17 protein-coding genes and 2 pseudogenes are annotated in these 21,009 nt (G+C 45.2%); 10 read left to right on the forward strand and 9 right to left on the reverse strand.

All coding sequences use genetic code 11. The features are described from left to right. Both ACOJS8_RS22925 and ACOJS8_RS22930 read left to right on the forward strand, forming a co-directional pair. A pseudogene (locus ACOJS8_RS22925) lies at window positions 1-332 on the forward strand (TonB-dependent receptor); the annotation flags it as partial. 437 nt (window positions 333-769) lie between these two features. After that, window positions 770-1,960: pseudogene (locus tag ACOJS8_RS22930) on the forward strand (CehA/McbA family metallohydrolase). Window positions 1,961-2,041: 81 nt separating this feature from the next. Here the strand turns inward: ACOJS8_RS22930 and ACOJS8_RS22935 are convergent. Both ACOJS8_RS22935 and ACOJS8_RS22940 read right to left on the reverse strand, forming a co-directional pair. Beyond that, a complete protein-coding gene (locus tag ACOJS8_RS22935) occupies window positions 2,042-3,475 on the reverse strand; it encodes a Gfo/Idh/MocA family protein (protein WP_420150890.1) in 1,434 nt (477 codons plus the stop codon). Between the two features lie 249 nt (window positions 3,476-3,724). Next, a complete protein-coding gene (locus ACOJS8_RS22940) occupies window positions 3,725-7,177 on the reverse strand; it encodes a putative Ig domain-containing protein (protein WP_420150891.1) in 3,453 nt (1,150 codons plus the stop codon). A 395-nt stretch (window positions 7,178-7,572) separates the two neighbouring features. On the opposite strand from ACOJS8_RS22940, the gene ACOJS8_RS22945 reads away from it, so the two are divergent. The 3 genes from ACOJS8_RS22945 to rodA all read left to right on the forward strand — a co-directional run bounded on the left by ACOJS8_RS22945 (window position 7,573) and on the right by rodA (window position 12,064). Next, window positions 7,573-8,616 (forward strand): SMP-30/gluconolactonase/LRE family protein, encoded by a 1,044-nt coding sequence (locus ACOJS8_RS22945; protein WP_420150892.1) that lies wholly within the window; start codon window positions 7,573-7,575, stop codon window positions 8,614-8,616. Between the two features lie 159 nt (window positions 8,617-8,775). Continuing rightward, window positions 8,776-10,722, forward strand: a complete 1,947-nt coding sequence (locus ACOJS8_RS22950; protein WP_420150893.1) for a penicillin-binding transpeptidase domain-containing protein — start codon at window positions 8,776-8,778, stop codon at window positions 10,720-10,722. A gap of 61 nt (window positions 10,723-10,783) precedes the next feature. After that, window positions 10,784-12,064, forward strand: coding sequence for a rod shape-determining protein RodA (gene rodA, locus ACOJS8_RS22955; RefSeq protein ID WP_420150894.1), 1,281 nt, complete (start codon window positions 10,784-10,786; stop codon window positions 12,062-12,064). A 169-nt stretch (window positions 12,065-12,233) separates the two neighbouring features. Here the strand turns inward: rodA and ACOJS8_RS22960 are convergent, their stop codons facing one another. The 4 genes from ACOJS8_RS22960 to ACOJS8_RS22975 form a co-directional block, all read right to left on the reverse strand. Further along, complete coding sequence (locus tag ACOJS8_RS22960; protein ID WP_420150895.1) at window positions 12,234-12,506, reverse strand: hypothetical protein; 273 nt, start codon at window positions 12,504-12,506, stop codon at window positions 12,234-12,236. 208 nt (window positions 12,507-12,714) lie between these two features. Continuing rightward, window positions 12,715-13,074 (reverse strand): DsrE family protein, encoded by a 360-nt coding sequence (locus ACOJS8_RS22965; RefSeq protein ID WP_420150896.1) that lies wholly within the window; start codon window positions 13,072-13,074, stop codon window positions 12,715-12,717. A 118-nt stretch (window positions 13,075-13,192) separates the two neighbouring features. Further along, complete coding sequence (locus ACOJS8_RS22970; RefSeq protein WP_420150897.1) at window positions 13,193-13,363, reverse strand: DUF1059 domain-containing protein; 171 nt, start codon at window positions 13,361-13,363, stop codon at window positions 13,193-13,195. A 368-nt stretch (window positions 13,364-13,731) separates the two neighbouring features. Beyond that, the gene (locus ACOJS8_RS22975) at window positions 13,732-14,226 is read right to left on the reverse strand and encodes a DUF3299 domain-containing protein (protein WP_420150898.1); all 495 of its coding nucleotides are present in this window, start codon (window positions 14,224-14,226) and stop codon (window positions 13,732-13,734) included. Window positions 14,227-14,319: 93 nt separating this feature from the next. Here ACOJS8_RS22975 and ACOJS8_RS22980 point away from each other — a divergent pair, with 93 nt between their 5' ends. The 5 genes from ACOJS8_RS22980 (at window position 14,320) to ACOJS8_RS23000 (ending at window position 18,588) form a co-directional block, all read left to right on the forward strand. Then, window positions 14,320-15,894, forward strand: coding sequence for a sensor histidine kinase (locus tag ACOJS8_RS22980; protein WP_420150899.1), 1,575 nt, complete (start codon window positions 14,320-14,322; stop codon window positions 15,892-15,894). A 4-nt stretch (window positions 15,895-15,898) separates the two neighbouring features. Continuing rightward, entirely contained in the window at window positions 15,899-16,555 is a 657-nt protein-coding gene (locus ACOJS8_RS22985; protein WP_420150910.1) for a response regulator, read from the forward strand. A 132-nt stretch (window positions 16,556-16,687) separates the two neighbouring features. Next, the gene (locus ACOJS8_RS22990) at window positions 16,688-17,323 is read left to right on the forward strand and encodes a peroxiredoxin (protein WP_420150900.1); all 636 of its coding nucleotides are present in this window, start codon (window positions 16,688-16,690) and stop codon (window positions 17,321-17,323) included. Window positions 17,324-17,458: 135 nt separating this feature from the next. Next, window positions 17,459-17,704 (forward strand): hypothetical protein, encoded by a 246-nt coding sequence (locus ACOJS8_RS22995; RefSeq protein ID WP_420150901.1) that lies wholly within the window; start codon window positions 17,459-17,461, stop codon window positions 17,702-17,704. A gap of 110 nt (window positions 17,705-17,814) precedes the next feature. Next, complete coding sequence (locus tag ACOJS8_RS23000; protein WP_420150902.1) at window positions 17,815-18,588, forward strand: glycoside hydrolase family 25 protein; 774 nt, start codon at window positions 17,815-17,817, stop codon at window positions 18,586-18,588. A 26-nt stretch (window positions 18,589-18,614) separates the two neighbouring features. Here ACOJS8_RS23000 and ACOJS8_RS23005 read toward each other — a convergent pair whose 3' ends face one another. The 3 genes from ACOJS8_RS23005 to ACOJS8_RS23015 form a co-directional block, all read right to left on the reverse strand. Continuing rightward, window positions 18,615-19,358 carry a shikimate dehydrogenase family protein gene (locus ACOJS8_RS23005; protein ID WP_420150903.1) on the reverse strand — a complete coding sequence of 248 codons (744 nt, stop codon included), beginning with the start codon at window positions 19,356-19,358 and terminating at the stop codon, window positions 18,615-18,617. An 86-nt stretch (window positions 19,359-19,444) separates the two neighbouring features. Next, window positions 19,445-20,098 carry a DedA family protein gene (locus ACOJS8_RS23010; RefSeq protein ID WP_420150904.1) on the reverse strand — a complete coding sequence of 218 codons (654 nt, stop codon included), beginning with the start codon at window positions 20,096-20,098 and terminating at the stop codon, window positions 19,445-19,447. Window positions 20,099-20,197: 99 nt separating this feature from the next. Next, the gene (locus ACOJS8_RS23015; protein WP_420150905.1) at window positions 20,198-20,959 is read right to left on the reverse strand and encodes a phosphosulfolactate synthase; all 762 of its coding nucleotides are present in this window, start codon (window positions 20,957-20,959) and stop codon (window positions 20,198-20,200) included. Window positions 20,960-21,009: the final 50 nt, after the last annotated feature.

A 21,009-nucleotide genomic window follows, 5' to 3' on the forward strand; every position in this document is an offset into this window, starting at 1 on the left:
GGGGGGTATTTAAAATTCTTCCAAACCGCGTAAACCCTAATTTTTTTTTTGAAAAACACGCGACTCCAGGTACGCTACTGGCTAAGTTGCCCGGTTACTTACCTGTTCGTGAGTTCTATGCTCCGCGCTATGACGTAAAAAAGCCCGAACACGTACGTCCTGACTATCGTACTACGTTGTTCTGGGCACCGATGATTCAAACTGGAATAGATGGAAAAGCAACCGTATCGTTCTTTACATCTGACTCAAAAACTGTTGTTCGTTTACGGATGGAGGGTGTAACAACTAATGGTCTTGCAGGAATAGGACGGGCAAATTTGAACGTGAACTAACCGTTTGTTGTACGAATTCCAGGCTGATGATCCGACGTCTATTTTATTTCTTCTTAAGTACGGTGCTGCTTTCTGGCACTACGTTCATTAGGGGAAAAGCTCAATCTCCCGGTCATTTACGTATTCAGGTGCTGGATGCTACCACGGGCAAGCCAACACCAGTGCGTGTACGTCTTACCCGAGCCAGCAAACCTGTACCGGACGTTCCGCATGAGGCCGCAGCCGTTATGTATGGCTTATGGGATCATGCCGATGGCTACGCCTTCCAGCCGGATAGTTCGTTCTACGTATCAGGAGCGTTTAATCTAACGTTGTCGCCGGGTACGTATCAACTAGACTTATCAAAAGGCAACGAATATCTGCGTCAGGCGCACAAGCTCGTGATCAAACCCGGACAGTTATTCCGGCAGACGTACCGAATGGCACGCTGGATTAATATGGCGGAACGAAAGTGGTATTCGGCGGATGGGCATATTCACATACGACGCTCCCCAACGGAAAACAAGCCATTACTCGCCTGGACGCAGGCCGAAGATATTAACGTGGGCGTGCTACTGAAGATGGGCGACTTCTGGGAAACATATTATCCGCAGTATGCTTTTGGTGAGAAAGGAATCTATAGACAAGGCAATTATTTACTGACTCCCGGTCAGGAAGATCCGCGAACGCCTGAACTTGGCCATGCACTAGGGTTTGGGGCGACAGGTTCAGTACGTTACGGTCAGAATTATTATTACTACGATAAAGTATTCGATGAATTGCATAAACGAGGAGGCCTTACCGGTTACGCTCATCAGGCCGAGTCATTTCACGGCTACCGGGGCCTGACGCTCGATGGACTGCGAAAAAAAGTTGATGTCCTCGAAATTCTTCAATACTGTGTGTCATCGCAGCCGTTACGTACTGAGCATTATTACCGGATGCTTGATTTAGGTTTTCCACTCACAGCAACGTCCTGATCAGATTTTCCGTGGTGCGGGCACGACCATGATCACGGTCCGCCAGAAAATTCAGCTCGAATTGGGAACGCTCGTTTTTATACGTATGTTAATGGGCCTTTTAGCCACGCGTCCTGGCAGGCAGGAGTCGCGGCTGGGCACACCTTCGTAACAACCGGACCCATTCTCGAACTGAGCGTTAACAGGGCGCTGCCCGGCGATAAACTTTCACTGCAAAAAGGCGATAACGTAACGGTTACTGCCGAGGCCTATGGCCATCCGAAGCAGCTTCCGCTCGAATCCCTTGAACTGATTGCGCATGGGCGTGTAATCGGCCGTGTAACAAAAAACGAAAGCGGTCAGTCGATAGGGCGTTTGTCGATTAAGCTGGAAATGAAAGACATGCAACACGGTATATGGATTGCAGCCCGATGCTACGGGGGGGCATCTCAGGCGGCTCATACAACGCCTGTATACGTAACAATCGAGGGAGGAGGTTTCCATAACCCCGAAACGGCCGGAAACTATTTGACGCAGTGTGAAACGTATCTTCAGGAACTAGAGCAGGAATTGAACACGCATCACGATAACCCTGAGTTTCGGGCATGGTACTATAAAAAAGGTCTCAAAACACGTATCGACGAGACCCGCCAGGTGATTGCTGATCTGCGGGAGCTACTAAGCAGATGATACGTAGTACTTTCAGGAAAAAGGCAGAACAAGAATCGAGTTCTGCCTTTTTCTTATTAGTAAGTATAGAAATTACTCTGACTACGTAGCGTTCAGAATTTTCATGTTGATCGGGTCCCAGCCAACCACTTTCTTTTGATAATAACTCATATTGCCGCACTGCGTGGGCCCACAGGCGCGTAGCCCGAACGTAGCGTCTTCCACATTGGGTGCGCCGGTACGTATTGAGTTAAAGAAATTGGCAAAGTGCTCGTACCGATCGCCCTTATACTCTTTCGGGAACGTGTATTTAAACTCTTTCGGGCCAATCAGTTCGGGCGTTTGTGGGTAGAGTTTGTTGTACTCCGCAATGAACAGCTCTTTTTGATCTTTCGGGAAATTGTCGATCGACATACCCGGTGCTTTCGGAAATTTATTACGGTGAACCGTCAGGCTATCAAAACCCAGTGATAAATCGCCTTCTGTCCCTACAATTCGCACCAGATAATTACCACCGCCACCATCGACAAAGTTGGAACGGGTTGTCAGATTGAATTCGGGATGCTCGGCGGTTTTCGGATAATCGTAAATACTCAACTGAATATCGGGTACGTCGCGGCCATCTTTCCAGTAACGTGTTCCGCCCGTCGAATAAATTCGCGTAGGCCCTTTAGAACCCGTTATGCTATGCAGCGACGTAAGCAGGTGAACGTAAAGGTCGCCCGCAATCCCGGTTCCGTAGTCGACGTAATTTCTCCAGCGGAAAAAACGTAGCGGGTCCCAGGGGCGTTTAGGTGCTGTTCCCAGGTATGTATCCCAATCAACAGTTTGAGGAGACGCATCGGGCGGGATCGAATATTGCCAGGCGCCCATAGCGCTATGACGATCATAAATTGCTTCGGCAAAGACGAGTTCACCTATATCGCCGGCTTTCATCAACTCGCGGGCCTTGGCGATGAGTAATGAGCTGGCAAACTGACTGCCGACCTGGAAAACTTTGCCCGTATCTTTAGCAACTTTTATCAGTTTATGGCCATCTTCAAACTTCTGAACCATCGGTTTTTCGCAATACACGTGCTTGCCTTTCCGCATGGCATCGGTCGAAATCTTTTCGTGCCAATGGTCAGTTGTTCCGTTTATAATCGCGTCAACGTCCGTACGTTCAATAATTTCCCGATAATCTCTGGTCACTGGTAACTGATCCCCCCAAAGTTCTTTGGCCCGGCGTAAACGACCGTCGTACAGGTCGCAGGCAGCCACCATTTCAACACCATCGACCATGAGTGCCGTTTGCGTATCACCAATACCCATGCCACCCGTACCGACGAGGGCGATCCGAATTTTATCGTTTGCCGCGGTGCTACTGTGGCTGCGAATCAGATCGAGATACTGGGGTAGGGGAGACTTTCTTGTTTCGGCCAATGCGGCTGGAGCAGTAGCTGCAGCTGTACCAGCGATACCAAGCGTTTTGAGGAACTGCCGTCGCGTATTCGCTTCTTCAGCCGAAGGCACGGTCGACCGTTTTTTATCTTTCATGAACAATTTAGATTGGGGATTGAAGGAAATTTTACCTAAAAATAAGCGAAAAAAGGGAAACATACGGCGGTACGTATCGGTCAGTCGGATCGAAAAGGCATTCTTTGGAGTACAAGCGAATCGTTGAGAGGCATACAAAACAAACCTGCTAAACATCTGCACAAAACCTGGCTTTTTGTTTTAGCTGTGGCTCTGTAACAGTATCTAGCAGGCTTGCCCGTCATTTACTGACAACGAATCTGAAACTACCTATTGCTGGAAATACTCGATTTTTTCGCTATCATTATTGTTTTTCACATCCTCTCCGACACCTCCATTAACAACGGCAACGAAACTCAACGAACCCGTGGTTGATCCTGGAGAAAGCATACCTTCCAGACCGAATGAAAGTACTCCGCCTGCCGAAATCTTCTGCTTGGATGTTAACGTAAAATAATCGGGATCGGATGAATCAAAGTTCCACATACTATTCTGTACAGGACGGCCTCCTACAGACGTAGCACCTTGGCTAAAGCTCATGATACCTTTAGTATCTTTGGATACACGCACCATAATTGGACTCGGAACCTCTACTCCGTTTAATTCATATATATCAACTACCATCACAAAGGGTTTGTTGCCGACAACCGTTGAAGGACTGGCAAAGATGACCGGCGTCAGATCAAAGGCGCCATTATTAACATTAACCGTTAAAGTTAATGGCGTGCTAAGACCGGATGGATCTGTGGCTCTAATCGTCAACGAATAACTGCCCACTTGCGTTGGCGTACCGCTCAATACAAGTGATCCCGTGTTAAAGTTTAGCCAGCCTGGCTGTCCTGTAACGGAATACGAAAGATTTTTTCCTTCCGGGTCCGTAAAAGCAGGAACCGTATAACTAAACGGCTGATTGACACGTGCTGAAAGAGTCGGCACGTTTGGAGCAACAGGAGATTGGTTCGGCCCGGTGCTGATTATCACTGGCACAGAAGTGGATACGTTACCTACGTCTCTTGCTGATATAGTGAGTGTATAACTGGCTGTCTGCGTGGGTATTCCGGTTAGTGTCCGGTTATTGGTGTCAAAATTCAGCCAGTTTGGCAGACCATCCACAGAGTAGACCAGGGGTTGCCCTTCTGGATCGGTAAAGGCGGGAATCGTATAGCTGTAATACTGACCGGGTATGCCTGATGGAGCAGCTATAGTAGGTGCTACTGGAGGCAGGTTGGGAATTGCGTTGACCTCAACACCACCATTCCATGTATTACCTATGCGTGTATAAACTCGGAAATAATACTGAAACAGTGGGTTTAGATTAGTCACTGTTACGTTCGTTCCTGTACCCCGATAAACGACCTTGCCGCCATCGAGAGCGGAGCCATTTCCATTGAAATTAGGATCAGCTGTATACGACGTACCTGTCGGTTTATCGGTGAAAACACTCCCTGTTTTAGCGGCCACCAGGATCTCGTCGAAAGCTACATTGGGGTTGATCCAGCTTACCTGAACTGCATTGACCTGGCGCGTTGCCGTTACGTTGCTCACCAGTGAACTGGCTGAATTACAGTCGGGGTATAAAACAACGGAATGCGTGGCGGTCAGCCCTCCATTATCAGTCACTTTCAGCGTAATCACATACGAATACGTTTCGTTAGGGCTGCAACCCACCGGCGAAATCGTAATGACCGGGTTGGCACTTGTCAGAATCGGCTCAGGGTGTGTATGTGTGTTATGATGAAGAGAAACCTGCCATTCGTATTTCAGATTGGAAAGGTCGTTATCTACTACGTTAGCCTGAAGCGTATAGGTTGTTGGCTGGCTCATAGTGTACAACGTACCGGGGGCCGGGTTAGTGATCTGGGCAGTCGGTGGCGTGTTGTTCACCGAAACAACGATCTCTTTTGGCTGTGATGTCTGTCCCTGATTATCCGTAACAACAAGGGTGACGTTAAACTTCCTAATGCTTGGATCTGAAAAGACATGAGTTGGATTGGCTAACGTAGAGGTTGTTCCATCGCCAAAATTCCACAGGTACGAAAGCTGGAAACCCTCTGGATCGACAGAATTTGACCCTGTAAACTGAACAGTAAGAGGAGATCCTCCGTATGTTACGTTAGATGACGCATTAGCCACTGGCGGCTGATTACCGCCATAACTGATCCGGGATACCGATCCCTGAATCCGGACGTAATAAATAGAACCGTCGCGTGGGTTCATTTTCAAATCCAGAATACCTGGTTCGAAATCATTGGAAGAGAAGTTTCGAACTTCATGGACGATATGATCTCCTTCATCATGCAACTCCAGGTTTTTAATCCATCCCTGGCCATAATCGGCGATAAAGTACGTGTTCTTGTAAGAGTCAGGGAACTGACTTCCAGTATAGTAAGGGCCTCCAACAATACAATAACCAGAAAAGGGTGTGCCCGAAGGAGCTCCTGTTGTACCAATGTCGCGCACGATGGGTGTACTGCCACTAAATGCCGGAACCCTTGTTGAAGGCGTAGGGCCGTGGTTGTAATCCAGGGCAGGCCGTGAGTGCGTAAACCGACGTAACGTAGGAACTGCATTATCGACAAACGATGTAGGTTGTACGCATAAGCTTTCAAACGTAGGTTGTCCGGGTTCATCCAGATTTTTTACATTGTTGCCGTAATAGGCTATTGTTGTTTCAAGACCTTCGTAAAGTGGCCAGCCCGCGTTTAGACCAGGCTTATCAATAACGTGAAAATCTTCATATTTAAACCAGCCAATGTCGCCTACCAGCAGCGTACCAGGATTGCCATCATTAGGGTTTACACTACCTGTATTGGGTTTCAGGCCAATTCGGTACGGATTACGCATTCCTAAAGCCCACACGCGCGATTCGGCAGAACGAGGATTTCCTGATTTATAAAAAGGATTGCTGGACAAACCATCGCCCGTGTTGGGGTCAATACGTAGTATTTTGCCACACATCGAATTGACCATCTGCGCACGCAATGCCCCTACGTTTTCATTATCGCGCATCATTTTGTACTGCAGTGACTCCTTGTAGTTGGTTTCTGCACGGGAACCCACATCGACACCCTCATGATGGGCGCCATCGCCAGTGGTTACAAACAACGTACCATCGCGCCCAAATAATATGGTACCCCCAGCATGGGCCTCGAAAGTGACAGGGATGCCAGTTGTTACCGACTCGCCGATCAGCACCTTTCTGGAACCGTAATCAGCCACCATGTTGTTGCCAGACGTCTGCACCTTGTAGCGCGTCACCCGGCTGATTGTAGCATGGTGATACATATTCGTGGTGCTACTATACTGTGGCGTACCATAATAGTGCAGGTGGTGAGGGTCAACTACATAAAACAGATAGACAAACCCGTTGGTCTGAAAGTTAGGGTCCAGGCAGATGCTATGAAGTCCTAAATCATTCCATTCGCCAACCTCTTCGCTAATATCAATCATGGCTGTCGATTGACGCACATAAGACGAGCCGTTCCAGGTTGATGCCCAGACTTTTCCGCTCTTTTCCCATACGAAAAACCTGTTTCCATCACCGGAAAAAATAAGACCGACTGGGCTGGTGTAATTTTCCTGGACAGTACTTTTTGAAAATCCAGAGGGTAGTTGGGCAAAAAGCGAGCTCTTAGCTGAGAGCAAACAAGTAAGTAAAATGATGAGCCATAGTAAGCTCGACTTTTTCCCCTTTCGAGGATAAGACCAGAAAAAAATCATCATAAATAATAGTTAGACACGTAGTAATGCGAATTAGCCAGATTCGTAGCCGGTTCAAAAGTACCCAATTGGCGTCAATTAGGCTACAGTAAAATCAAAAAGCTAATTTCAGTTTCGCGATATTATTAACATATTTTTAAAAAAATATATTTTAAATGAAAATATTTCGAAAATTATATAAAAAAGCAGATATAAGATTGCATAAATAGTTTATACATATATATCATATGAAGTAATGATACGTAGTTCGTGGGATGTATTTTCAGGCGAATAGTAGTGTTTATGCGCGTCATCCGACATTTTTCAATAAGTTAATACCAGAAATCGCGCATGTGGCAGATCATATTGTCTACATTACCGGGTAGAATTCGCTACGTTACCTAACTAAACCAACAAGCATGAAAACTAAGCCTTTTTTACTAGCCAGCTGGCTGGCAGTTGTCTGTGTGTCAGCGATGGCTCAAAGTCCGAATTATCCAACCATTGGACAAATTATACGAGCCGACCCACGTATTGATAAACTTATTCCCAAAGATGCTAAAATTGAAGTACTTGCCAATGGATTCAATTGGTCAGAAGGGCCAATTTGGGTAAAAAACCGTGGTGATGTTGCAGGCAACTACCTCCTTTTTTCGGATGTACCGGAAAATACCATTTTCCAATGGACGGAAAAAGAAGGTGTCAAGCCATTTTTAAAGCCATCAGGCTATACAGGCATCGGGCCTTATGGAGGAGAGCCTGGCTCTAACGGCCTGACAATTGACGGACAAGGTCGGCTCATCGCCTGTGAGCATGGAGATAAGCGTGTAACAGCCATGCCGCTAGACGGTAGTGGTGGTAAACTGACACTGGCTGATAATTATCAGGGAAAACGTTTTTGCAGTCCGAACGACGTAGTGGCTCATTCTGATGGTAGCTATTACTTTACTGACCCGCCCTACGGAATGCGTAAAGGTGAAAACGACCCCAATCGCGAAACAGACGGATACGGCGTTTATCGGATTGCCCCATCGAAAAATGGTGCTGGAGGTGCAGTAACACTATTAGTTAACAATCTGACTCGTCCTAATGGCATAGCGCTTTCTCCCGACGAAAAAACACTTTACGTAGCACAGTCTGATCCGAAAAACCCGCTCCTGATGGCGTACCCACTCCAGGCAGATGGTACTGTCGGAAGAGGACGTAGCGTATTTGGGGCGGATGATATGAAGAAACGCAATTTTTCGGGCGGTTTCGACGGAATGAAAGTGGATCGCTCCGGCAACTTATGGGTTACCGGAGCGAATGGTGTGCTGGTACTAACGGCCTCGGGTGAGTTTCTGGGCCATATCAACATAGGCAATTCTACGGCCAACTGCGCCTGGGGCGACGATGGTTCTACGCTCTACATTACCGCCGATATGTATCTCTGCCGAATCAGAACATCTGCTAAAGGATGGTAATAATTAATGATGAATTATGAATGATAAATGAAGGATACTGTATGATACGCTTATCGCTGATCATTTATCATTCATAATTCATTATTCTATACGCTTTCATCGTTATTGAAGTAACTTTGTAAAGAGTACGTAGCTTGAAATTAGTAAGAATAAGTTCTCATGTTAGAGAATCGTAAGTGGGTCATTATCGGCGTTTTCTGCATCGTTGGTCTGCTCTATCTGGCCCGGTTGTTCTATTTGCAGGTCTTGGATGATACCTATTCTTTGGGAGCTTCCAAGAACTCAATCAAACGTGTGATTGAAGTGCCCTATCGAGGGCAGATTTACGATCGTAACAATAAACTGCTGGTTGACAATACCCCGGTTTATGATCTATACGTAACCCCAAAAAAAGTCAGGATCACTGACACATTGGCTTTTTGTAACCTGATGAATCTGACAAAATCTGAATTTGACAGCATCATGGGGCTGGCAAAAAACTACTCGTCGGTGAAGCCATCGCTCTTCCTGCGTCGAGTGTCAAAAGAGGATTTTGCCCGGATTCAGGATGCACTGGTAGATTACCGGGGGTTTGATGCACAGATCAGTTCTATTCGTAGCTATCCGGGAAAAACGCTGGCAAATTCGCTTGGGTACGTTAGCGAAATCAGCCGTAAGAAGCTTGACGAGCAGGAGTACCCCTACTATCGACAGGGGGACTATATTGGTCAGACGGGGCTAGAGAGTTTCTATGAAGAGCAACTGCGGGGGCGACGGGGGGTAAAATTCATGATGCACGACGTACGAGGAATTAACAAAGGCTCCTGGAAAGATGGCGCTTTCGATACGTTGGCTGTAGCGGGTAAAAATCTTATTACAGGCATCGATATGGGGTTGCAATTGTTTGCTGATAGCCTGATGCAGAACAAAGTGGGCGCTATTGTGGCTGTAGATCCTGCCACGGGCGAGATTCTGGCATCTGTATCGGCCCCAACCTTTGATCCAAATTTACTGTCAACCCGTGTGTTCTCGAAAAATTACCGTGAACTCGTCAAAAATCCATACAAACCACTCATCAACCGGCCTATCATGGCTAGCTATCGGCCAGGCTCAACGTTCAAATTGATACAGGCGTTGGTGGCGCAACAGGACGGTACGTTGTTTCCAGGTACGGTATACGGACATGCCGGTTCGCCAATGCGGTGCCACTGTCGGGGCGGTAATGATTTGCGGGGCGCTATCGGAAATTCCTGTAACCCCTATTTCTATCAGGTGTTTCGCCGGATGATTTATAACAATCTGGAAAAGAACACATTTAAGGCATCGGCTATTGGGTTGGCGAAGTGGCACGAGCGGGTCGAGAAGTTTGGAATTGGACAGCGGCTTGGCGTTGATCTGCCAAGTGAACTGCGTGGTAACTTGCCTGACGTACCGTACTACGACCGGATGTACAAGGGCGCAAATCGATGGAAATTCTCCTACGTTTCGTCGCTTAGCATTGGCGAAGGGGAGTTGCTCATAAGCCCTCTAAAACTAGTTAATCTGGCGGCTTCTATTGCTAATCGTGGCTGGTACATTACCCCTCATTACGTCAAAGGGTTTGGCAAAGCAGGGGCCGAAGTACCTCAGGAGTATCTGGAACGACACGAAACAGGGGTTGAGCGCCAGTATTTTCTTCCCGTAATTGACGGTATGCGTCGGGCGGTTGTTAGTGGTAGTGCAAAATCAGCCAATTTGTATGGTCTGGATATGTGCGGAAAAACCGGTACGTCGCAGAACGCCAAATACGGACACAAATACGACCATTCCATCTTTATAGGGTTTGCGCCTATGAATGATCCTAAAATTGCTGTGGCTGTTTTCGTTGAAAACGCAGGCTGGGGTGGCGACGTAGCAGCGCCAATTGCTGCTTTAGTGGCAGAGCGCTACGTTAAAGGTCGTACGGAGGCAAAACATCTAGCCAACAGAATGCGAAATGCTACGTATCTGCCGCCCTTGAGTGGCGTGCCGACGTATAAAAAGCCCGTTCCAATGAAAAAAGACACGATCCGTCGGCGGGATACAGTAAGCGTTCCTACGCCTAAACCCCTGGCTCCGCGGCCTTTTATGACGGCTATTCAGCGTTAATCAGTTTGTGCTGCTAACCTCCTCAGATAAATAAACTTCATTTGTCGATTAACTTTTAACAATGGCGCGCCGTAACGATCCTTTTGCGCAACCAATTGACTGGATTACCCTGTTGCTTTACATCGCCTGTGTCTCAATTGGCTGGATTAACGTCTATGCCGCTGTGTATAGCCCTGAAGACCAGACTAGTATATTCGATTTGTCGACTAATGCCGGCAAGCAATTGATGTGGATTGGCACTACAGTTATTCTGATTATCTGTATTCTGGTAGTCAACCATACGTTTTTTGATACGTTCGCTTTCGTTTTCTACGGTGTAATGATCGCTATGCTGTTGCTGGTTTTAGTGGCAGGCAGCAATATCAACGGGTCGCGATCGTGGTTTAAGTTTGGAGGCTTTCAGCTTCAGCCAGCCGAGTTTGCCAAAATGGCAACAGCATTGGCGCTGGCTAAGTACATTGATATACCGGGTGTTAACCTGACGAAGCAAAAAGATTTACTTTACATCGGAGCAATAATTGTTCTTCCCTGTATCCTCATTCTGGCTTCCAACGAAACGGGCTCGACGCTGGTCTTTGCTTCGTTCGTAATCATGCTTTACCGCGAAGGACTGCCTGGCTGGATTCCGGCTGTTGGTCTAACCGTAGTGGGTCTGTTTATTCTCGCTCTTATCTTTCCGAAGCTCTATATTTTTGCTGGAATCGTTGTGTTACTGGCAGTAATTATTCTGCTTATGCCCCGCTATAACCGTACGGCTCAAAATTTGATTATGCTGGGACTAATCGGGGTTGGGATGATGATTGTGGTAGTTGGAGTTGATTTTTTTGTGAATGATGTATTGCAAAAACACCAGCGTAACCGGATTAAAGTACTCGTCGATCCAACTATTGATCCGCTGGGTGTAGGCTGGAACGTAACACAGGCCAAGATTGCCATTGGCTCAGGGCGGTTGTACGGCAAGGGGTTTCTGGAGGGTACACAGACGAAATTTGATTTTGTGCCCGAACAAAGCACCGATTTTATTTTCTGCACCATTGGTGAAGAACACGGTTTTCTGGGAAGCCTAATCGTTATTGCTCTATTTCTTGCTTTGATATCCCGCATTGTTATTCTCGCTGAAAAACAACGGACTAAATTCGCTCGGGTCTACGGCTATTCTGTAGCTGGCATTATTTTCTTTCACGTAATGATTAATATCGGCATGACTATTGGGCTAGTGCCGGTTATTGGCATTCCGCTGCCGTTCTTTAGCTATGGAGGATCTTCGCTCTGGTCATTTTCTATTCTGCTGTTCATTTTCCTCAAACTAGACTCTCGTCGATCAGCGTTACTGCGAAGGTGAAAAATTAATAGTCAATTATTGGTGTAATATTTGCTCACGGTCAGAGTGATAGGCAGCCCTACACATAGTATCAAAATGCTTGTCCCAATGATGGCTTTGGACCAATCAAATGTTTGAGGAGCCGTATTGCTGAGCAGTAATACCAATCTGTTCATTACTATCCAAATCACTATCCCATACAAAAACCGAGTCCAATCGGATTGGCGACAAACCGACGTAGTGCCGGGTAGATTGCGAAGAAGAAAGCACTCCACAATAGGGCTACGATGAAATGAAAGGCAAGCCCCCAAACGATCATGTCGGTTCCACCAGTTAGCGCGTCTTTCCCAAAAGCACCACTGGCAACGTAATTCCAGACCACCGCAGGATTTTTACCCCTCTGATCATAAATATGGCCATTGCGGCCAGAGCATCCAGTACACCAGCAACTAAACCTGCCCATAAGATGGTACGAACCGATTTGTTTATGGCTGATAAATTAGGCTGATTCCTACCGTAAAGGATTGAGAAATAGAATTAAGAATAAAATCGGTAATTCAATGATAGAAGGCTAAATCGCCGTTCAATACGAAGAGAAAATCTTTGCTTGAACGGCGATTGTAAATGTAAGAGCTAGTGTGCTGTAAGACCAGTCAAAATAAATTAGCGAATCAGTACGTAAACATTCGATCGCTATCGGTAGCCAGACGAACCAGTACCATTGGCATGGCAAATTCGGCGGGTTTGCCAGCAATATCGGAATCAGCTATGTTACGTGCTTTCGATGACATACCCGACAAATAGAACCGTCCACCTGCCTTTGCAATCGCTTCATAATGCTCCCGGAGTTTGCCGGTACCCAGTCCAGTGACTTTATCCATCTCACTATCCTTCAGCAACGTAACAGCATCGCCCGCCAGAAAAAGCGAAACGCTGTGTCCCTCATCGAGGGCTGTTTTGGCTACCAGAAAAGCCAGCGCGGCTTTTGTCGCATTTTCGGGACCACAGGTGATATGTACCAGAAATTTCATTTTTTTTTCGTTTGTGGTAGTGGCTCGTGGTGACTGAGCAAGCGCTGTTGTACAAATTAGAATAGCGTAAAGACAGGTCAGTAAATGCTGTCGGCTATTCATGACATAACCTAATCGTTTACGCATCATGAATCAGTGGTTTGATCTGTTCAGCCATCTCCGGTGTGATCGTTACGTAGTGTACGTCTTGCGCATGTTGAGCCGCTAATTGTAGTACTTCGGCTTCAGTTTCGCCTTTAACAATACCTGGACAGTCAAAGCCTACATCTTTGCAACGTAATTCTTTCATGAGTAAAACGGTTAAAGTGAATTGATAAAACCCATATAAATTCTGGTAATTATACTAGGCTACTAAATCTGATAGAATGATTTTGTCAGTACCTATTACCTTCATTTACAAGTACTATCTTACAAAAAAGTGAAATACATGAGTTCAATATGATTCACAATGGCGGGTATAATTACTTAACGGCTGTTATTTTAATCCCGTACTCTGAAAGGATGCTATTGAAGGGTAAGTAAACGTAACGTAGCAATAATCACAAAATCCAGATAACAGATATGAACATTATGACGTATCATAAAAAAACCGTGAATACGCGATGTATTCACGGTTTTTTTATGATACGTCTTCCTGGTGATTAACCCAGAATGAGTTTACTGCGCAACCATCTCGGCATCAGCCAGGATATAATTCAGTTCGTAAATATTGTCTGCATTTAATTTGAGCGTTCCCCGAAAAGTGCGACGCTCATCAGTCTTAAACTTCTTATCTGCTTTTTTGAACTTCAGCGATACAACCGATTCAGGACCGGCACCACCACAAAAGAAACAGGCACTGTACGGAAAGGCGGAAAGGACGTATACATTTGATTCAAGATCAACCGGAAGTACGTAACCTGTCAGTTCAACTGGTTTTCCATTCAGTTTTTGAATGTTTTGCCCAAACGTGGGATAGAGCATATAAACCGATTCCTCGGCGTACCATTTTTTCTTGAATGTAACATCACGTAGCGTCTCCCACGACAATTTTACCGGTTCGGCAACTGCTGAACCGGTGATAGCTGGCTTAACCGGATTTGTGGGCAGCGCTGGCCGAAATGCTGGAGCTACAAATGATAAAAGCAATAAAGCAATCAGTAAACGGGTCATGACGTTGGAAGGCTTTAATGATACGTGAAATTAAGGTAAAATTACGAAAAAGATTACTTTTACATTACTCATATTGTCTCGATCACACTGCTCGTGCCCGATATACTCAACGATAACGTAAAAGACGCATCGGTAATTCCCGTTCGGTTTACCAGATTGTACATGACGATGCTGATTATCCTGGCTGTTCTGCTAACAGTGGGGCAGGGGGTAACTCAGTGGCGATTACGTGCCGTTCGGGACGAGTTGTGGATTGTTCGGTATGCAGCTTTACAACGACATCAGAGCCAGCAGATTGTGAAGCAGGCTTTGCAGTTATCAGACCCTGATGAACAGGCCAGTTTCGCGCAGAACGTAGCCGAACTGCGACAAGTATTTCCGGTTTTTGAGCGCTATCATTTGATGGTTCGCGAAGGTCGTGCCGATAACCCCCAAATACATATCCCAAACTCAGACACCGTTCAACAATTGTATGAGGGAATTCGCCCCGAGTTTGAAGCTTTTCGCCAGAGCGCCCGCCGATTGATGCGGTTAAAACAGTTTAATGAAATCAGGCAACTCGACGTACAGGCAAGTCTTAAGCTCTTACTGGCGAATGAAAAACCATTTCTTGAAGAAATGGATGGAATCGTACGGGAATACAATAGTGAAGTGAGAGCTAAATTAACGCTATTACAAACCATATCCTTTTACCTCTACCTCATTACCGCTATGACGTTGGTAGCAATCGGTTTGTTGATCTTCCGGCCTGCTGCCCGAAAGCTAAAACAGACTTTTGCTCAACTAGTAGAGGCTGAAAGTGAGACGGCAGCGGCTAATATAAAACTTCTGAGTGCCAATAAATCCCTTAAAGAAACCCGTCAGAAGCTTTTTGAGGCAACAAAGCTGCAGTATCAGCAACAAATTGATGAGCAGAAATTACGAACCTCTTATCTGATTGCTGGTCAGGAGGAAGAGCGTAAGCGACTCTCGCGGGAATTGCATGATGGGTTGGGCCAGATGCTTACGGCCATTAAATTACAAATCGAAGGACTTGAGGCTGGGTTGGTAAAAGCAGCTTCTGAAACAAATGGAACGGTTCTTTATCCAAAAAATCTGAAGACGCTAAAGAGTTTGGTAACGCAGACAATCCAGGAAACACGTACTATTTCAAATAATTTAATGCCTACCGTGTTAAGTGATTTTGGCGTATTACCTGCTCTTAAAATGCTGGCTGAACAAGACCGTACTGAAACGATAGACGTTACGTTCGAAACGAATCTTTCAACGGATATGCCCCGTTTGGATAAAGATGTTGAAATTATGCTGTATCGCGTTACGCAGGAAGCAGTCAGTAATGCTATAAGACATGCCGATCCAGCTCATATTCATATCGAACTTAAAGAGCGCGGAAACGTGTTGCAATTACTGATAAGCGATGATGGAAAAGGATTCCAGATTTCCCGAAAGAAACAAACTTCTGGATTAACGAAATCCAAACAGGAATCCGGTAGCAGTATGGTTGAGCCGAAGAAAAAGCGTACTCCCTCGCAGGGGCTACACAATATACAGGAACGTACTAAATTGCTAAACGGGAAATTTAAAATCAATTCATCGTTAGGAAAAGGAACTAAAATTCAGGTTACAATACCTTATCAGACGCAGTTTGCTCATCATGGCACCTATTAAACTAATGTTAGTGGACGATCATTCTATCGTTCGCGATGGTATCCGACTCTTGCTGGAACAGGCAGATGGCTTAGAGATAATTGACGAAGCCAACGATGGCGAAGAAGCCCTCGATAAACTAAAAGTGCATCAGTCCGAACCAGATAAACTGCCTGAATTGATATTAATGGATATTTCTCTGCCTGGTATGTCTGGAATTCAGACTACGCAGGTCGTTAGCCGGTTGTACAAAAACGTGCGTGTGCTAATGCTGTCCATGCATAACAATGAAGACTACATTCTAAAATCGGTTGAAGCAGGAGCTTATGGGTATATTCTGAAGGATTCTTCCTCGGATGAAATGATAAAAGCCATTCGGACGATTGCAGCAGGAGAAAAGTATTATAGCTCGCCAGTGGCTTCTATTATCCTGAGCGGTTATATGCAGCAGTTGAAAAAAGGAAGTCGTCATGGACGTACCGAGCGTCAGTCGAAATTATCAAATAAAGAAAAGGAGATACTTCAGTTCCTGGTCGACGGCATGAGCAGCCGTGAGATAGCCGAAAAACTTCAGCTTAGCGTTCGAACGGTTGATAACCATCGGGCTAACATGATGCGTCGATTGCAGGTACGTAATGCCGCTGAATTAGTTAGAATGGCTGTAGAGGATAAGTTGATCTGAACGATCTCGATAGAACATTGTGAACTCCGTAACTATTTTTTAGGTTTGCTCTAAAACCGGCTGTCAGTCGGTTTTACACTCCTTTGTTACTATATTTATTAGGTAGATTTTGTAAACTAAACCACGTTCATTATGTCACTTCGCTTAGGAGACATCGCCCCCGATTTTGAGGCTGATACAACCCAGGGTCACATTCGTTTTCACGAATGGTTAGGTAACTCCTGGGGAATGCTATTTTCGCATCCGGCTGACTTTACCCCTGTTTGCACTACAGAATTAGGGAAAACAGCTCTTCTAAAAGACGAGTTTGGGAAACGTAACGTAAAGGTTATTGCCGTTTCGGTTGATGATCTGGAGTCGCATAACCGCTGGACTCCAGATATTAAGGACGTAACGGGTTCAGAAGTTAATTTTCCGCTCATTGCTGATCCTGATCGTAAGATCGCTGAACTGTATGATATGATTCATCCAAACGCCAGCGAAAAATCAACGGTACGGTCTGTATTTGTAATCGGTCCCGATAAGAAAATTAAGCTGACACTGACCTACCCCGCTTCGACAGGACGTAATTTTAATGAGTTGTTACGGGTGATTGACTCGCTTCAATTGACAGCAAACTATCAGGTGGCTACTCCCGCCGACTGGGAAGAGGGTCAGGATGTCATTGTAACACCAGCGGTTACCAATGATCAGTTGGACGCCAAGTTTCCGAAAGGCGTTACGTTCGTAAAGCCCTACTTACGTACAACTCCCCAGCCCAACAAATAAGTAAATGCCACACTGGAAATGATAAAGTGAAAAAGTACAAAGGGATAGAGTCAAAAAAGTACTATTACCTCATTACTTCAAACTTTATAATTCATCATCCAGTTAACGCTTCGTTACAAAATAAACTTTAGCGTTATGGCAAAACATAAAGACAACAATCCAGAACACCGTGAGGGCCCAGTTGCTACGGCTATTGAAGAACAAACAGCAAAATTGCCCTCTGATATATTTCTATGGGCATCATTAGGCTCAATGGCTGTATCCCTGTATTTGCAGGCAACAGGTGAGCGTAACCGAAGTTTATTTGTAGGCCAGTGGGCAGCTCCTTTCCTGCTGCTGGGGTTATACAATAAATTAGTTAAGCTGGAAGGGCACGACTAAGGATAAGTTTATAAGTCAATAGGAAAACCCCTTTGTGTACACAAAGGGGTTTTTTGTATTCTTTATATTCGAAAGTTATACCGTAATTTCGGGCGGGCAATCTATCCAGTATGAAATTACGCGTTCTGTCTAAATTCATTTTTCGGCGATATGGCTTATGGATTGCGGCATTTCTACTTCTATTGATCGGTTTTTGGCTTATTCGATCACGTGGAACCGAGGAGTTAAACTGGCGGTTTGTGAAGGCTTTTGGAATTCACTTACCAATGCGGTACGCAATACACGGCATTGACGTATCACGGCATAATGATCGAATCAACTGGTCTAAAGTGCGGCAAATGGAAGCCGACGGCGTGCGGCTACAATTTGTATTTATTAAAGCAACGGAAGGTGCTACGTTGTTCGACAAGCACTTTGATAAAAACTGGCGTGAAGCTAAAAAGTCTGATTTGCGTCGGGGAGCGTATCATTTCTACCACCCTACCCGCGATCCGCTTAAACAGGCTAATAACTTCATCAAACATGTTCACTTAAGCACAGGAGATTTTGCGCCCGTTGTCGATTTTGAGGTGACTAATGGCCAATCGGATGAAACGATTGTCAATGGGCTAAAGTTGTGGCTTAAAGTAGTGGGCGATTATTACCAGATTCAGCCTATTATTTATACGAATGGCAATCTGTATCGACGCTACATTAAAGGAAATCTGGATGAATATCCGCTCTGGATCGCTGATTACTCAACAAAGCATTTGCGTCGATATAACGCCGATAAACTTTATCTCTGGCAGCATAATCAAAACGGTTGGGTACAGGGCATTCGTGGTCAGGTTGATTTCAATGTATTTGTGATGAAAGAAGACCGAATGCAGGAAATCTGTTTATAGCCCCCGGTTTATATACCGACCAATAATTACTGCTGCCAAATTTCCCATGCTTTATCGGCCTGTAATTCAAGCATTCTTAAACCGTTTTTGACATAGGCACCCTGTTTGCGACCAAGTTGCATGAATTTAGTCTCGGCAGGATTATAGACCAGATCATACAGGAGATGGCGATCTGTCAGCAGATCGTAAGGAATAGAGGGGGCTTCGTCAATATACGGATACGTACCCACTGGTGAACAATTAACAATCAAGGAATAATCTGACAAAATATCGGTCAGTTCGTTATAGGCGAAAGACGTATCTGTTTTGGTACGTGATACGTATTTGTATTCGACATTCAAATCCGTAAGAGCTACCGTAACGGCTTTTGATGCGCCCCCAGTACCCAGAACGAGTGCCTGAGCACCGTCTAGCGAACGATTGAGTTCAGAAAACCAATCAATTAACGATTGTTGAAAACCGTAGTAATCAGAATTATAACCGGTTCGGGAACCATCAGCTTCAATTTTAATTACGTTAACAGCGCCAATTTTTTCGGCTGACGAATCCAAGCGGTGTAAATAAGGTAAGACGGCTTGTTTGTATGGAATTGTTACGTTAAGCCCCCGCAGGCCTGGCGTACTGAAAATCACTGGCAGGTCTTCGATTGCAGGCAATTCAAATAAATCGTAGCGACTATCAGCAATACCTTCACGGGTAAACTTCCCGGAAAAATATCGTTGAGAAAACGAATGCGTTAGTGGATACCCAATCAGACCGTAACGAGTCATAAACAAGCAAGAAATATAATAACGGGAAGCTTAGATAGATAAAGCTTCCCGTTAGATTGATTCATTCTCGAAATGTAATTGCTGGATTAGATAGCCGGTTTATTTGATCGCTTCTTGATAAATTCAAATACGATTGGTAACACGGATAAACCAACAATACCGAAAACTACTAACTCGAAATTTTTCTGAACAATCGGGAAATTACCGAAGAAGTAGCCCAACAGCGAAATACTAGTGACCCACAATACAGCGCCCATAATGCAGAATTTGATATACGTACCATAATTCATACTACCGGCACCAGCTACAAACGGTGCTATAGTACGCACGATCGGAATAAAACGAGCGATGATGACTGTACGACCGCCATATTTGGCATAAAATTTTTCCGTCTCAGAAATATACTCTCGCTTGAAAAACAGGATTCGTTCCCGCGATTTGATCTTCGTTCCCAAGAACTTTCCAACAAAATAGTTGACATTATCACCTAATAAGGCCGCTACAATAAGCAGAGGTATAATTACCCATACGCTCAGTTCATTTGTTGGACGAGCAGCTAAAGCGCCAGCTGCAAAAAGCAGCGAATCACCGGGTAAGAGTGGCATGACAATCAATCCTGTTTCAGTAAAGACAATCAGGAATAGAATAGCATAGAGTAATACGCCATAATCGTTTGCCCATATGTCAAGATGACGGTCAAGGTGGAGCAGGAAATCAAGCAACGATTTAAGGAGGTCCATAAAAGAAGCCGTTAACAATAGTTTACACTGTCGGAAATAAACCGCCAGAAAGTATGTGTTCTATTAATTAGAAACTGGTAAGAACCAGTCAACTAACACTTATTTCCCCAAAAAATGTGTAAAAGTGTCTCCCCTTAGGCCTAAACGAATGGTTTCTAGAGGAATTACTTCGTGAGGAGCAATATTACCGAGATTAACATTAGCCCCAAGGAGTTTAACAAACCAGACCTGTTGTTCTTTCTGTGGAGCTTCCCATAATATGCTTTCAAAAGGAACCTGGGTTAGAATTTCTTCAACTAGGCCTTGTCGTACTTCTCCGCTTGACCGAAACAACCCTACTGTGCCACCTTCCCGAGCTTCACCAATTACCTTCCAGGCACCAGCCTGAAGCTCAGCTTTCATCAACTGAATCCACTTGTAAGGGGGAATAATCTTAGCTTCATCTTTTGAACCTACTTCCGAAAGTACGGTTACCTGAGTAGCTAATTGGCGGATGTAGTTGCATTTTTCATCCTGAGGCATATCAATTGATCCATCTGAAACCTCAGCATATTCCATGCTATACGTGTCTAATAATCTGCGATAATCCTCGAATTGATTACGTACAACGAATGCTTCAAATAATGTTCCGCCGAAATAAACAGGAAGACCCGCTTCGCGGTAAATTGCTAACTTTTCTTTTAAGTTTGGGGTGACAAAAGACGTTGCCCAGCCAAGCTTGATAATGTCTGCGTAGTCGGCTGAGGTAGATAAAAAATCCTCTACCTCCCGCAGGCTTAACCCTTTATCCATCACCATAGTCAGCCCGCTTTGACGAGGCTTTGGGGTGCGGTCAGGTATCTGCGTAAGTGTATAATTCATTCGACGTAATAAGGAGTGCGAACTAAAAATCGTCCAAAAGTAGTACAAGT

This window comes from Spirosoma sp., assembly GCF_048594605.1.
Taxonomy (GTDB): domain Bacteria; phylum Bacteroidota; class Bacteroidia; order Cytophagales; family Spirosomataceae; genus Spirosoma.

Bases quoted from the DNA above. Each gene is read 5' to 3' on its own strand.
- ACOJS8_RS23005 (WP_420150903.1), bottom strand. From the start codon at position 19,358: ATGACTCGTTACGGTCTGATTGGGTATCCACTAACGCATTCGTTTTCT.
- rodA (WP_420150894.1), top strand. From the start codon at position 10,784: ATGGCGCGCCGTAACGATCCTTTTGCGCAACCAATTGACTGGATTACC.
- ACOJS8_RS22965 (WP_420150896.1), bottom strand. From the start codon at position 13,074: ATGAAATTTCTGGTACATATCACCTGTGGTCCCGAAAATGCGACAAAA.
- ACOJS8_RS23000 (WP_420150902.1), top strand. From the start codon at position 17,815: ATGAAATTACGCGTTCTGTCTAAATTCATTTTTCGGCGATATGGCTTA.
- ACOJS8_RS22975 (WP_420150898.1), bottom strand. From the start codon at position 14,226: ATGACCCGTTTACTGATTGCTTTATTGCTTTTATCATTTGTAGCTCCA.
- ACOJS8_RS22970 (WP_420150897.1), bottom strand. From the start codon at position 13,363: ATGAAAGAATTACGTTGCAAAGATGTAGGCTTTGACTGTCCAGGTATT.
- ACOJS8_RS22990 (WP_420150900.1), top strand. From the start codon at position 16,688: ATGTCACTTCGCTTAGGAGACATCGCCCCCGATTTTGAGGCTGATACA.
- ACOJS8_RS23010 (WP_420150904.1), bottom strand. From the start codon at position 20,098: ATGGACCTCCTTAAATCGTTGCTTGATTTCCTGCTCCACCTTGACCGT.
- ACOJS8_RS22940 (WP_420150891.1), bottom strand. From the start codon at position 7,177: ATGATGATTTTTTTCTGGTCTTATCCTCGAAAGGGGAAAAAGTCGAGC.
- ACOJS8_RS23015 (WP_420150905.1), bottom strand. From the start codon at position 20,959: ATGAATTATACACTTACGCAGATACCTGACCGCACCCCAAAGCCTCGT.
- ACOJS8_RS22945 (WP_420150892.1), top strand. From the start codon at position 7,573: ATGAAAACTAAGCCTTTTTTACTAGCCAGCTGGCTGGCAGTTGTCTGT.
- ACOJS8_RS22985 (WP_420150910.1), top strand. From the start codon at position 15,899: ATGTTAGTGGACGATCATTCTATCGTTCGCGATGGTATCCGACTCTTG.
- ACOJS8_RS22995 (WP_420150901.1), top strand. From the start codon at position 17,459: ATGGCAAAACATAAAGACAACAATCCAGAACACCGTGAGGGCCCAGTT.
- ACOJS8_RS22950 (WP_420150893.1), top strand. From the start codon at position 8,776: ATGTTAGAGAATCGTAAGTGGGTCATTATCGGCGTTTTCTGCATCGTT.
- ACOJS8_RS22935 (WP_420150890.1), bottom strand. From the start codon at position 3,475: ATGAAAGATAAAAAACGGTCGACCGTGCCTTCGGCTGAAGAAGCGAAT.
- ACOJS8_RS22960 (WP_420150895.1), bottom strand. From the start codon at position 12,506: ATGGGCAGGTTTAGTTGCTGGTGTACTGGATGCTCTGGCCGCAATGGC.